The sequence below is a fragment of the Bacillus infantis genome (genome assembly GCF_008180445.1).
Classification (GTDB): Bacteria; Bacillota; Bacilli; order Bacillales; family Cytobacillaceae; genus Bacillus_AB; species Bacillus_AB infantis_B.
Genome location: NZ_VTER01000006.1, coordinates 167,184 through 180,336 on the forward strand (window position 1 = coordinate 167,184; position 13,153 = coordinate 180,336).

14 protein-coding genes are annotated in these 13,153 nt (G+C 45.4%); 7 read left to right on the forward strand and 7 right to left on the reverse strand.

The window, feature by feature from the left end; translation table 11 throughout:
• The first annotated feature begins 211 nt into the window (after nucleotides 1-211).
• From FZD51_RS12130 to FZD51_RS12140, 3 genes are read left to right on the forward strand one after another with little or no spacing between them, the layout of a single operon-like run.
• Nucleotides 212-1,297, forward strand: coding sequence for a GerAB/ArcD/ProY family transporter (locus FZD51_RS12130; RefSeq protein WP_148975014.1), 1,086 nt, complete (start codon nucleotides 212-214; stop codon nucleotides 1,295-1,297).
• A complete protein-coding gene (locus FZD51_RS12135; protein WP_148975015.1) occupies nucleotides 1,294-2,724 on the forward strand; it encodes a spore germination protein in 1,431 nt (476 codons plus the stop codon). Before FZD51_RS12130 ends, FZD51_RS12135 begins: the two co-directional genes overlap by 4 nt.
• A 1-nt stretch (nucleotide 2,725) precedes the next feature.
• Nucleotides 2,726-3,883, forward strand: a complete 1,158-nt coding sequence (locus FZD51_RS12140; RefSeq protein WP_148975016.1) for a Ger(x)C family spore germination protein — start codon at nucleotides 2,726-2,728, stop codon at nucleotides 3,881-3,883.
• 78 nt (nucleotides 3,884-3,961) lie between these two features.
• Here the strand turns inward: FZD51_RS12140 and FZD51_RS12145 are convergent, their stop codons facing one another.
• The 4 genes from FZD51_RS12145 to FZD51_RS12160 form a co-directional block, all read right to left on the reverse strand.
• Nucleotides 3,962-4,693, reverse strand: a complete 732-nt coding sequence (locus FZD51_RS12145; RefSeq protein WP_148975017.1) for an alpha/beta fold hydrolase — start codon at nucleotides 4,691-4,693, stop codon at nucleotides 3,962-3,964.
• A complete protein-coding gene (locus FZD51_RS12150) occupies nucleotides 4,690-5,136 on the reverse strand; it encodes a GNAT family N-acetyltransferase (protein WP_148975018.1) in 447 nt (148 codons plus the stop codon). The genes FZD51_RS12145 and FZD51_RS12150 overlap by 4 nt, the downstream gene beginning before the upstream one ends.
• Nucleotides 5,133-5,687 (reverse strand): helicase, encoded by a 555-nt coding sequence (locus FZD51_RS12155; protein WP_148975019.1) that lies wholly within the window; start codon nucleotides 5,685-5,687, stop codon nucleotides 5,133-5,135. The genes FZD51_RS12150 and FZD51_RS12155 overlap by 4 nt, the downstream gene beginning before the upstream one ends.
• 118 nt (nucleotides 5,688-5,805) lie before the next feature.
• Entirely contained in the window at nucleotides 5,806-6,354 is a 549-nt protein-coding gene (locus FZD51_RS12160) for a TVP38/TMEM64 family protein (RefSeq protein ID WP_148975020.1), read from the reverse strand.
• Between the two features lie 109 nt (nucleotides 6,355-6,463).
• Between FZD51_RS12160 and FZD51_RS12165 the strand changes: the two genes are divergently transcribed.
• Entirely contained in the window at nucleotides 6,464-6,745 is a 282-nt protein-coding gene (locus FZD51_RS12165; protein ID WP_187445728.1) for a YesK family protein, read from the forward strand.
• Between the two features lie 116 nt (nucleotides 6,746-6,861).
• Here the strand turns inward: FZD51_RS12165 and FZD51_RS12170 are convergent, their stop codons facing one another.
• Both FZD51_RS12170 and aspA read right to left on the reverse strand, forming a co-directional pair.
• Nucleotides 6,862-7,914 carry an LLM class flavin-dependent oxidoreductase gene (locus FZD51_RS12170; protein ID WP_148975022.1) on the reverse strand — a complete coding sequence of 351 codons (1,053 nt, stop codon included), beginning with the start codon at nucleotides 7,912-7,914 and terminating at the stop codon, nucleotides 6,862-6,864.
• A gap of 20 nt (nucleotides 7,915-7,934) precedes the next feature.
• Entirely contained in the window at nucleotides 7,935-9,365 is a 1,431-nt protein-coding gene (aspA, locus tag FZD51_RS12175; protein WP_148975023.1) for an aspartate ammonia-lyase, read from the reverse strand.
• 501 nt (nucleotides 9,366-9,866) lie between these two features.
• Here aspA and FZD51_RS12180 point away from each other — a divergent pair.
• The 3 genes from FZD51_RS12180 to FZD51_RS12190 all read left to right on the forward strand — a co-directional run bounded on the left by FZD51_RS12180 (nucleotide 9,867) and on the right by FZD51_RS12190 (nucleotide 12,319).
• Nucleotides 9,867-11,069 carry a CynX/NimT family MFS transporter gene (locus FZD51_RS12180; protein ID WP_148975024.1) on the forward strand — a complete coding sequence of 401 codons (1,203 nt, stop codon included), beginning with the start codon at nucleotides 9,867-9,869 and terminating at the stop codon, nucleotides 11,067-11,069.
• A gap of 106 nt (nucleotides 11,070-11,175) precedes the next feature.
• The gene (locus tag FZD51_RS12185) at nucleotides 11,176-11,730 is read left to right on the forward strand and encodes an MEDS domain-containing protein (protein ID WP_187445729.1); all 555 of its coding nucleotides are present in this window, start codon (nucleotides 11,176-11,178) and stop codon (nucleotides 11,728-11,730) included.
• A 157-nt stretch (nucleotides 11,731-11,887) separates the two neighbouring features.
• Complete coding sequence (locus tag FZD51_RS12190; RefSeq protein WP_148975026.1) at nucleotides 11,888-12,319, forward strand: NUDIX hydrolase; 432 nt, start codon at nucleotides 11,888-11,890, stop codon at nucleotides 12,317-12,319.
• A 59-nt stretch (nucleotides 12,320-12,378) separates the two neighbouring features.
• On the opposite strand, the gene FZD51_RS12195 is transcribed toward FZD51_RS12190, so the two are convergent.
• A complete protein-coding gene (locus FZD51_RS12195) occupies nucleotides 12,379-12,948 on the reverse strand; it encodes an MEDS domain-containing protein (RefSeq protein ID WP_148975027.1) in 570 nt (189 codons plus the stop codon).
• Nucleotides 12,949-13,153: the final 205 nt, after the last annotated feature.

Genomic DNA, 13,153 nt, shown 5'->3' on the forward strand with positions numbered 1-13,153 from the left:
CCCAAAAAATGCATATGACTCCTTTCGCTGCCGGGCAGCGAATTTCCTTCTTACTGTTTCAGGGACAGACCGGCAATTAATATTAACTGGTCTTCACTCCTTACTTTAACCTCTTGAGCAATAACAGTTCTGCTGCTGTGCTATATCATGCATACTTTGGAAAATAAAACAAAACCTAACTTCAGCAGAAATATAGTCTGGTGGTGCTTGCATGCAATTTTCCCGTATTCAATTGATTTTTGTCCTGATTCTATTTATCGGCATTTCCAACCATGTTCTCATCATGCCTCACTTGCTGGCCACAGGAAAACGGGATGCATGGATCTGCGTGCTGATTGCTTATGCCTTTTTACTGAGCTGGGGCTGTATCCTATATTTGATTATGAAAAAAAATCCGAAGCGGCTGTTCCTCTTTGATTGGGTCAAAGAGCGTGCAGGAAGGACTGTATCTCGAGTCTTCATGTCTATCTTTTGGGTTTTCATTTTCACTATCAGCGCCATTTCTTTTTATGATTTGATTCAATCCGTGCATATTTACTTTCTGCCGCATACCCCTTCCGTTGCTGTCCTGCTGCCTTTTCTGCTGATCAGTGCATGGTCCGCCTACAATGGTTTAAAATCGATTGTTTATGTTTCTGCAGTGCTGCTCCCGATTGTGTGGATGCTTGGAGTTTTTGTCTCCTTATTTACCGCGGAGGAAAAAGATTATTCCTATCTCATGCCGGTTTTTACAGAGGGATATCCACCTATTGTTAAAGGAACCATCATCATTCTTGGGGGAAGCGCTGACCTCCTTGTACTACTGCTTCTTCAGCACCGTCTTAAAAAACCGTTAACAAGGCAGAATCTTTTTGTGCTTATTACGATCCTGGCGGGTCTTATTCTTGGGCCTACCATGGGATGTTTATCTTCATTCGGACCCACTCTTGCAGCTAATATGCGTTTTCCCGCCTTTGAGCAATGGCGCCTTATCACCCTGGGAGAATATATTTCCCACGTTGACTTCCTGGCCGTATTTCAATTATTAAGCGGTGAAATCATCAGAATATCGCTGGGTCTCTATCTTCTTACAAATATGCTAAAAGATTATCCGGCCTTTTCTAATAAGAAGCAAATGTTTGTGGTGGTGTCACTGCTTTTAGGAATATTAACACTGGCTCCCGTAAGCGATATGTGGGTGCAAATGATAATCGGACATTTTTTTTATCCGGCAGCCTTCGCCTTTGCCGTTTTTATTACACTGGCGTTATTGATCATTAGTTATCTGCCTGTAAGGAAAGGAACCCAAACTTTATGAACATGGTGCGTTACGATCATATTTTGGCAAAAGGGACTCTGACCGGCGGGGATTTGAGGATGTTCTTTGAACATTATGCTGATATTGAATTCGTCCCAATTGAAAAAGGCGATGATCTTCAAGCTTTTTATTGCAAAGGCATGCTTGATTCCAGGCAGCTGAATGAGTACTTCAATCGGATTCTGCTTAGTATCAGCAGAGAAGAACCACGGAGCTATTATGAAATCCTGCCTCCTGTCCAGCACATAAAAAGCATGAAAGAAATGATTAAACTGATTTTTTCCGGTTCCCTGATTGTGTTCCGGGAAGGAACCCCATTTTTCTATGTGTTTGATATCAGCAAAGTGCCGCAGCGGACTCCGCAGGAATCATCAACCGAGGTGTCTATTAAGGGGCCTAAGGATAGTTTTACCGAAGAGATGAATACCAATATTTCTTTGATTCGCAAAAGAGTGAAGTCAGAACAGCTTTATTGTGAATCCTTTACTTTAGGTTCCATTAGTAAAACAGAGATATCTTTGCTCTATTTACATGACAAGGTCAACTCAGATTTCATTAGCGAGGCCAGGCATCGGCTTAATGATTTTCAGGGTGAAAGTATTGTGAGCAGCGGCCAGCTGGAGCAATGGCTTTCTGATCGCTCCTTCTCTTTGTTTCCTTTATTTGATTATGTGACCCGTCCGGACTTTGTCGTTGAAAGCATGCTGCGGGGAAGGTTTATTTTGATTGTGAATGGGTCTCCATCTGTATTGATCGGGCCAACAAATGTGTTCGAGTTAATTAAATCGCCAGAGGATGTGCATTTTCCCTACTACTTTGTTGTCTTTGGAAGATTGATTCGAATGATAGGCTTAATAGCTGCAATATTCCTGCCGGGGTTCTGGGTGTCGTTATCTTCTGTAAATAATGACCAGCTGCCATTTGCCTTATTGGCAACACTCGTTGTGTCACGGGAAGGATTGCCGCTCCCAACCGGCGTGGAAGCTATTTTTATACTGGGGCTATTTGAGCTGTTAAGAGAAGCAGGAGTCCGGATGCCCACGGTGCTTGGCCAGACTGTTTCAATCGTGGGAGGAATCATTATTGGGGATGCTGCAATCCGTGCAGGCCTTACTTCGCCAACCATGATTGTAATTATTGCGCTGACTGCGGTCGCAAGTTACACGCTGGTAAATCAGTCGCTGGTTGGAACCGTCAGCATCCTTCGTTTTTTTACGTTAATTTTATCGATTTTCTTAGGTGTTTACGGACTTTTCATTGGAGCTTTAAGCATCCTCATTTACCTGTCAGTACTAGAATCATTTAAAGTGGCTTATCTTGAGCCAATTGCCTCACTCAAATTCAGAGAATATCTGGCAGCCTTGTTTGTGAACCCCTTCGATCGCAAGAGATTTGGAATTTCATTCATTCAGAAGCGGAGAAAATAGGATGAAGCATAAGTTTGCTATAGCCTTAATGGCCACTATATTTCTTTTCAATACCACGGCATGTGATATTACAGAGATTGAAAATCAGAACTTTGCCACAGCTGTCGGGGTCGACTATCAGGACGGAAAGTACCATCTCTATATTCAGATGCTCGGATTGGGTTCGGTGGCGAAAAGCGAGGGAGGTGAAAAGGCACCGCCTGAAGTGTACGTGTCAGAGTCGAGCGGAGAAACATTCATCGATGCCTTTTTTAAAGCCTATGGGACAGCACAGGAGAAGTTTCTATGGGCACATGTTACAGCCATCGTTTTGAGTGAAGCTGCACTGGAAAAAGGATTGGACACTGTCTTTGACGGCTTAACACGTTATTATGAATTCCGGCCGACACCCTGGATTTTCGGAACAAAAGAGCCCATAATCGATATTCTCTCTACCGGCGGGTTTTTTAATCAAACCTCGCTGAATACTATTCTTCACAGCCCGGAGAGCACCTATAAACAAAACTCTACCATTAGGCCAATCAAGCTGAACCAATTTGCACGTGAATTTTTTGAACCAGCATGCACATCCTACGTTCCATCACTTACTATCAATCAAACGCAGTGGAAGAAGAACAAAAAGAGTGAGCCAAAGCTCGTATTTAATGGTGCTTTCTTTCTCGCCGGACAAAAGTACAAAGGATATTTTTCCTACGACCAGCTAAAAGGCATCAGATGGCTGACTCCGGAGACAGTACGCGCCCCCTTGCTTTTGCCAAACGAAAAAAGGCCTGAATTCCTTGCTGTTCTCGACCGCCAAAGTGTTAAGATTCACCCTGAAAAGCAGGGTGAAAGCTTCCGTTTCAAGATTCTCTACCTTGCCAATGGAATTGTCAGCAACCGCATCAGGAACAACACAATCAAGGTTGGTGCAATGGAGGAATACACAAAAAAAGGGGTCATAAAGGAAATCAGACAATTATATCAGCTAGGCTTAGAAAACGACATTGACTTTTTAAACCTGGAGCACCAGCTATACAGACACTATCATTCTGATTGGGAAAAGCTAAAGGATCAGCAAAACCTGCTCAATAAGGATAGCCTTGAGGCCATTGAAGCACATATTACACTGGAGCACTCAGGATCATTCAAGAATAGGAAAATTACGATAAGGGAATAAGAGCCACGGGGACAGGTCCCTTGGCTCAATTTGGAAAGGACATTCATTCATATAGAATTAGCGTCCTTCAAAAGGGATTTATCCGCAGCCTTGCAGATCAATGAGCTTCCTTACAGCATCCACAATCACATCAGGCTCATCCCGCTGTATATAATGGGCGCTGTTTTCAGCAATCACCAGTTCACCATGCGAGGAGATCTCCAGCAGTTCCCGCTGCATATCATTCCACAATGCCTGTGATTCAGCAGAATAGTGAGCCTTCTTTCCGGCTGATAAGACAATGAGCGGCACGTCTAACCGGCGCCTCGTATCTTTCAGCTGCTGAAGGCTCTCCATAAACTCATCATAATTGCCTTCCCGGACGAATTGCTTATGGTAGGCTTCCTGAAAATCCTCCGGCATTGCCGGGAGAAATCTTTCCCTGTAATCTTCAGGTGTCGAGTCGACCAGTACCAGCCCGCGCACCTCATCAGGGTGTGCTGTTGCATACATCCGCATATTCCCGCCGCCAAATGAGTGGCCGACTAATATGTAAGGAGGGGCAATATTAGCTTCGGTAAGAAGCTCCTTTAATTCTTTTACCATCTCGCGGCTGGTTCTCGGGCTGGTGCTCCTTTCGCTTTTTCCAAGCCCTGCCCGGTCGAAGGTGAAGACTCTCGACAATGTTGAAAGTTCTTCAATTACCGGGTCCCAGGCCTTTGAATGGTCGCCATAGCCTGCGTCCATGATGATGGTTGGATTTCCGTTCTTTTCGCCCATGATTTTTGTAAATAGTGTGCAGCTTTTTATAGTTACAAACTTTTCATTCATAAATTTAAGTCCTCTCGTTCCCATTCGTAAAGAATATCCGGCAGATACTCTTCGTTTTCATATCCGCGGCCAATAATGTTGAATCCATGCTTCTCATAAAACCGCTGCGCATTCTTATTGATTTCAAATGTATATAGAGTCAGCCTTCCGCTCGACTGTTCTTTTGCCCTGCTGAGCAGTGCTGTTCCTATTCCCATTCCCTGATAATCAGTATGAATATAAAGCTGGCTGATTTCAATGTCATTATAGGCGATGATTCCGGCTACTTTTCCTTCCACCAGCGCCAGTTCGACCCGGAATTGTTCAGCTAGTATATTATTTAAAAAATACACATGGTCCTCAAAGCTGTGGATTTCTTTCTGCCCAATCGCCTTCTCCTTGCTGTCCCTCCACATCTTCACGGTCTCTGAGGCATAGCGCGGGTGATACGGGATCATTTTCATTTCTTTTCTCCCGAGGATGGTTCTGCAAAAATAAAATGATCATTGGGATCCCAAATATGCAGGTAATCCGCAATGTACCCGCGCAGCCATAAGGCGCCGTCCATGCTTCTTAGATAAAAGCCCTTCGGGAAATCATGGTCATCTGTCAGTACGGCTGATGCAATGGTGATGGAGCCGGAAGGTGCCTGATGCCGCTGAAATTCTGCGGATAACCCTTCAGGCTGATCCAAATACTGCAGCCTCATGTAAGGACCCAGCTCCAGCGGACACAAACCCAGCCCCAGTTCACCCGCTCTTTGAAAAATCCGGTGCAGAGGAGCTCCCTGCTGAAAACCAAGCCCAGACACCGTCAGTTCAACTGTTTCAATCATGTATGTTTCAGCAGAAGCTGTGAACAGGTCATCAGCAAACAATCTTTCTCCATACTCGTTCATCAGGATAGAGGCTTGCTGCAATCTCTGGAGAAGCTGTTGTTTCGTCATGCCGCCCGCTTCTATTGTTCTTTTTACAACAGGGCAATCCGGGTATATTTTCAGGCTGTTAATAGCCATTGTGATCACTCCTATTCCGTGCTTTTATATATTCATATTCAATGCAGAAGGCCTATTTCCTTTTTCCATTCCCCTGACAAAAAAATAGACAAGCACTCAAATGGCGCTTGTCTTGTTTTTACCTGGTACGAAACTTCCTTGAGACATAAATGAGCAGAATGGCGGCTATCACGATTGCAGCTATTCTCCACTCCCATTCCATATTGATTATCTGGTAAACGGAAAAGCCTTCAATCAGGATGGCCGGTATTTTTCCAAGAGTGCTGGCGAGGAAAAATGTAAGGAAACTGGTCTTTCCGATCGATGCAATAAAGGTGACAAGGCCTGACGGCACAAAAGGAAGAATCCTCAGTGCGAGTATCAGGGAGAATGCTTCCTTGCCGTCGGCTTCCAATAGTTTCTGTACTTTGGGGTGGGACAGGCCGCGCATATCCTTTAACCTTTGAAATCCTTTTCTGTAGAGGCTGAAGGCAACGGCTGCCCCAACGGCCTCACCTGCAAAAGATACGGCGATTCCTCCCCATAAACCAAATACCGCCAGATTCGCGGCAGTCAGAAAAACACTGGGTACCACTCCAAGCAGGCTGATGATAATGTTGATTATAAGGCTTAGCACCAGGGCTATATGCATATATGACTCAAATAAATCAATGATCATTTCCTTCATACTATAGGCTTTCCTTCCTTAAAAGGCTGTGAACTTTGTGGCTTTTTTGATGGAAATTACTATAATAGTACAACCGAATGTAAAATATGTTAGTTCCGGAGGAGAAAGTATGGCAGGCTTTAGAGTTTTTATCTTTATTTTATTGATAATCAGCATTTTGTTTGCAGCAGCATCCAAAATTCTAAAAGGTTCTGTACAGAAAGACAAGTACCTCAGAGCAGGCTTTTCAGCTTTAATAATAATCAGTATAGCCATTATCATTATCAGTCTGTTTATCGGCGGCTGGAGCGGTATGGGATATGGATTTATTGGAGTTTGTATTTTGATTGGAACTATTTTAACCGGCATTATAAATTGGCTTATGAATTCTATTCACAATCGAAAAAAATAGCCGTATACGTAAGATAGCTTGTTATTTCCCCACTCTATTGCAATGGCTAAAAAAATCTAATACGTACAACAGCTAATAAGATGAAAAAGAGGGACAAAAAATGCCCCTCTGTCCTTTTATTTCTGTTCTGCTTCCCACTTGGCAATTTCCTCACGCACCATCGGCGCAACTTCCCGGCCGAGCAGTTCAATGCTTTTCATGACATCCTCATGCGGCATGCTGCCGACCGGCACATGGTGCATGAAGCGGGTAATGCCGACGTTCTTTCGAAGGTAGATGATCTTTTTAGCAACCGTTTCCGGATCTCCTACATACAGGGCACCTTCAAAGCTGCTTGCCGCATCAAAGGCTCCGCGGTCATAATGGCCCCAGCCCCGTTCCCTGCCAAGGACGTTCATGGCCTGCTGGGTCGGGGGGAAGAATTTATCCGCGGCCTCTTCATTGCTTTCTGCCACAAATCCGTGAGAATGGGAGGCTACCTGGAGCTTGGAAATGTCATGGCCGGCTTGTGCTGCAGCCCTGTAGTACAGCTGTACGAGCGGGGCAAACTGCACCGGACGGCCTCCAATGATTGCGAGGACAAGCGGCAGTCCCAGAAGTCCGGCGCGGATGACAGAATCACTGCTCCCTCCGCTCCCGATCCAGATCGGCAATGGATCCTGGACCGGGCGCGGATACACACCGAGATTTTCAATTGCCGGACGGTGATTTCCAGCCCAAGTCACTTTTTCAGATTTCTGCAGTGCCAGGAGCAGGCCCAGCTTCTCATCGAAAAGCTCATTATAGTCCTGGAGATCATAACCGAAGAGCGGGAACGATTCAATGAACGACCCGCGACCCGCCATGATCTCAGCCCGGCCGTTCGAAATGCCGTCGAGTGTGGCAAAGTCCTGGAAGACCCGGACTGGATCGGCCGATGACAGGACGGTGACAGCACTCGTCAGGCGGATTTTTTTGGTCTGCGGCGCGGCAGCAGCCAGGACGACTGCGGGCGAAGAAGCAGCATAATCCTTCCTGTGGTGCTCACCGACACCAAAAACGTCCAGCCCAACTTCATCAGCCAGGATAATTTCCTCAACCACCTCGCGCAGCCGCTGTGCATGGCTTGCAATTTCTCCTGTTTTTACGTCAGGGGTCGTTTCCACAAATGTGCTGATTCCGATTTCCATTTTCATCTCTCCCTGATCGTTTAGTCTCTATCTAATAGTGCAGCACCGGCGATGCCTGGATGTGTCATTTCGTACGGATCCAGAATCAGGTCCAGTTCTTCTTCTGTCAGAACATCATACTGCAGGCAGAGTTCCCTGACAGGGGCGCCGTTCAGGATGGCTTCCCTGGCAATCCGGGCAGCCACTTCATAGCCAATATGAGGATTGACGGCTGTGATGATGCCAACGCTTTTTTCTACATATTGCTTCATCCGGTCCTCATTTGCTTCAATTCCTTTGACACAATGCTCGGTAAACGAATTGAAAGCATTCGTCATAATGGTGATCGACTGCAGCAGGTTGAAGATCAGCACTGGCTCCATGACATTCAGCTCCAGCTGTCCGGCTTCAGAGGCCAGTGAAATGGTTTGGTCGTTGCCGATGACCTGAAACGCAGTCTGGTTGATCAGCTCCGGCATGACCGGATTAACCTTGCCCGGCATGATGGAAGAGCCCGGCTGCCTGGCAGGCAGGGAGATTTCCCCGAGTCCTGCCCTGGGACCTGAAGCCATCAGACGCAGGTCGTTTGCGATTTTAGACATATTGATCATGCAGATCTTCAATGCACTGGAGACTTCTGTATAAGAATCTGTATTTTGAGTGGCATCAACCAGATGCTCCGCCCCCTTGAATGGAAGGCCGCTGATATCTGCCAGATATTCAACTACTAATTCAATGTAGCGGGGCTGTGCGTTCAAGCCTGTGCCGACAGCCGTCGCTCCCATATTCAATTCATACAAATGCTGCCTTGATTGCTTGATGCGCTTAATATCGCGTTCAATCACGCGGCTGTAAGCTTCAAACTCCTGTCCAAGCCTGATTGGCACAGCATCCTGAAGATGTGTCCGGCCCATCTTGATCACATGGTTAAACTGATCAGCTTTGTCCATAAATGCCTTATGCATATTCTCCATAGAATCAACCAGCTGCTCGAGAACCTTGAGAATGGATATGTGCATCGCTGTCGGGAAAGAATCGTTCGTAGACTGTGACATATTCACATGAGTGTTCGGGCTGCAGTATGGATAGTCCCCTTTTTCCCTGCCCATGATTTCAAGCGCCCGGTTTGCCAGCACTTCATTCATGTTCATATTAAAAGAAGTCCCTGCTCCCCCCTGGATCGGATCGACTATTACTTGATCATGCCAGTTGCCGGCAAGCATTTCATCTGCCGCCTGGACAACCGCGTCTCCAATGCCTGAGTAAAGAGCCTTGACCTCCACATTCGCCATTGCAGCTGCCTTCTTTACCATCGCCATCGCTTTGATCAGCTCAGGATGGATCCGGTAGCCGGTAATCGGGAAATTTTCTACCGCACGCAGTGTTTGAATCCCGTAGTACGCATGTGCCGGGACCTCTTTTGACCCCAGAAAGTCCTTCTCTATTCGAAAACCGTTTGTCTTGACTGACATCGTTGCCTCATTCCTCTTCTTTTCGCTATTTGGTTTGATGTTATATCTTATTGCTAATCCCACTCTATTGTAAATGACTTCGGTCCAATATTCATCTTTAATATCTGTTTTAGGATGGCCTTTTTTGACGGTGTTCAGCAGGTTATTTCCTTCCAGTGCGGAGGGGTAATGGCGGGTGGAATGGCGCATGCTATGATGGATGGATTAGTTCATTGGTGCGGGGCAGAAAAAATAGCGGATTGCTTCCATGGGCGGGAGAAAGCATAATCATTACATCCATCCCTCCTCCCCTTCACAATACCTGCGTTAAAATTTTTGAATTCCCATTAATATCACAACCCTTACCCTCCCCGCTTTCCCTGTATTTTGAAAATCCGTAAAAAATTTGTTCCACGTGAAACATTGTCAGAAATTTAGAACAATACCCCTTTCCACCCGGTCAATCCCCTTCCTGCTATGCTATACTTGAGAATAATATAGGTATGAGAGAAGGAATGTTTTATGGAAAAGCTGAATCCTAAAGCCAATATGGATCCAGCCAAACAGTATTTATTTATCGCAGGAATCATTTTGGTCGCATTTAACCTAAGACCTGCCATCACTTCTCTAGGGCCTCTTGTTGGAATCATACAGGATGATGTCGGCCTGGCGCACTGGAGTGCAGGTCTTCTGATGAGTCTGCCGCTCCTGGTATTTGCGTTCATGTCTCCCCTGGTGCCAAAAATTGCTTTGCGCCTGACAAACGAGCGGACACTGCTGATCGGCCTGCTTTCCCTATTCACCGGCATTGCTATCCGCTCGATTCCAATGGCCTTTTTTCTTTTTGCCGGGACCTTTCTGGCCGGATTAGGCATCGCTATCGGCAATGTCCTTCTGCCGGCAGTTGTAAAGGAGAAGTTTCCGAATAAATTTGGTCTGATGACAAGCGTGTATTCAACATCCATGGGATTGATCGCTTCGCTTGCTTCAGGAATCAGCGTCCCCCTGGCAGTCGACGCGGATCTTGGCTGGCAGGGTGCCCAGGCGGTATGGGCCATTCCGGTAATTGCTGCGTTCACTGTGTGGCTTTTCCTTTTCAGATATCACCAAAGCAATCCTGGCACCGTCATGCCAAATCCCGGAACAGCTTCCGGGAAAATGTGGAAAACACCTCTAGCCTGGCAGCTTGCGCTTTTCATGGGATTTCAGTCATCCTTGTTTTATATTACGATTTCCTGGCTGCCGGAAATTCTGCAAAGCCACGGAATCAGCATTACAACGGCAGGGTGGCTGCTGTCTTTTACCCAGCTGGTAGGTCTGCCGGCAAGCTTTTTCATCCCTGTCCTTGCAGGCAGATATCAATCACAGGTGTGGATTGCCTTCGCACTCAGCCTTTGTGCGGCAGCGGGCTACTGCGGGCTGCTGATCGGTTCCACCTACCCGCTCCTGATCATCAGCATCATCCTGATTGGAATCGCACTTGGCGGCAGCTTTCCGCTCGCCCTCAGCTACATAGGACTGCGGGCCAGAAATGGCAGGCAGGCTGCTGAGTTGTCTGGCATGGCCCAATCGACCGGCTATATCCTTGCCTCCATCGGACCGCTTTTCATCGGGTACTTGTTTGACCTGACACATTCATGGACAATGCCGCTGATTACATTAATCGGCATCTCCGCTATAGTAATGGTATTTGGGATGCTGTCAGGAAGGAATCGTTTTGTATAATTGGATTTAGTGAAAAAGATATTATATAATCTGTAATATTGTTTAGCTGTGTATGGGGTTGCTCACTTTTACTTATGTTAAAACATCCATAGATGAGGAGATATGCATGGACAGTTTAATTGTGGATTTGTATCACGAGTATAAGAAGAATAATGGCGGACATATCTGCTATCTTTATAACCAGGAAGAAAATTATATCAATAATGCCGTTTCTTTTATCATGGCGGGCATCAAGAATGGCGATTTCATCTTTCTCCTTGAAAACGATCGAAACCTTCTCCTGATTCAGGAAAAGCTCCAAAAAGAATTAAATACAGATCAATTATCCAACCTGCTAGTCATGAACAACTATGATTTCTATTATGCCCAAGGAAATTTCCATCCCCATATTGTGGTCAGTGAATTTTTAAAAACATTGGAACCACATCTGGACAAAAAGACTCCTATTAGTACCTGGGGACTCGTAGAATGGAGAGAAGACAAGGAGATCTATGAAAAATTGACAGAGTATGAACAGCAGGTCGATAAGAGCATCAAAGAAAAAGGATTCATATCTGTATGTGTTTATCCCGCAGGAAAGACCCCTGATTCATTCAGGAAGGCTTTGCACAATTGCCATAATATAGTTATAAATGATGAGGAAGTTATGCACCTTTCTTAATTTTTATTTAACTCGGTTCCAAACATACTGGAACCGGGTTTTTTGCATACTTTATCTGCTTTTTTCTTCTTTAATGTATAGAGTTCTCATCACAATCACCCTATGATACAATTAATTAACTGAATTTTCACAATGATTTTAGAAAAGGGGAGAAGATTTGGCAGCCAGTATACAAAATATTTATTCACCGCCAAAGCATATTGTGTCAGCAGCAGCAATCGTCATCAATGAACAAAAGCAAATCCTTTTGATTAAAGGACCCAGAAGAGGCTGGGAAATGCCTGGAGGGCAAGTCGAAGAAGGCGAATCTTTGAAAGATGCAGCCATCAGGGAGACGAAAGAGGAAACAGGGATCGACGTGGAGGTCCTGAAATTCTGCGGCCTGTTCCAAAACGTCAGCCGCTCCATATGCAATACGCTGTTCCTGGCACGTCCTGTCGGAGGACAATTGACTACTTCACCTGAAAGTCTGGAAGTCGGCTTTTTTCCGCTTGAACAGGCATTGGAAATGGTGACCTTCCTGAACTTCAGGCAGCGGATTGAATATTGTCTTGATGACAAGATTCAGCCGTTTTATATTGAATTTTAAAAAAGGGCTCCACCCGTTTGGTGGAGCCCTGCCTCTCTGCAGAGAAGAAGTGAATTAGTTTATGCTGATTCCGTTTTAGCATAGAGATCCGAAGGAATGATGCTGTCTTCTGTCATCACAAATTCATGGCATTTCATCAGCGCAGTATGAAGGGTATCCGGGACCCTCTCCGCGTCATAGGCACAGACCAGCAACAGTGAATTTTCATTCACAAGCCTGTCAGCTTCATTTTCAAACTCCTCAAGGATCTCCAGGATTCCTTCCTGCTCCCGCCATTCGACATGGGCCCAGGTCCTGAAGGAAATGTTGTGCTCATTATAAGGCTTTAGTATGTTATCAAGATAGTCAAATATATACGGCGGATTAAAGCTGCCGCTTGAAAAATAGTAGTCAAAATTATTGATATGAAGGATTTGGCCCAATTGTTCTTTATGTAAAAGCGGCTTCAGCTTCTCTTCCAGCAGAGAAAAAATCCGATCATTTTCTATCAGGATAATATGATCTCCCTCTTCAATGCCGGCGACTATATAATCCGCTGCAGCGCTCAGGTAATGATCTAATTGATGGGAAGAATAAAATATATGAGCATCTTTTCTGGCCAGCGTCAGTTCAGTAATTTTCTCTTTCATCTCTTACACCTCTCTTCCTGTCGTATTCCTAGTAAAAGGATAACACCCAGAATTTTTCTACGCAAAAATATTCAATTATTTTAATGAGGTGAACGCTATAAAAAGAGACAGCCTTAAAGCAGTCACACAAATATCTTATATAATCGCCTGGGCAGTATTGATTGGGTTTCCACTATCAATCTATGTCTCTGACTCCACCTTCACA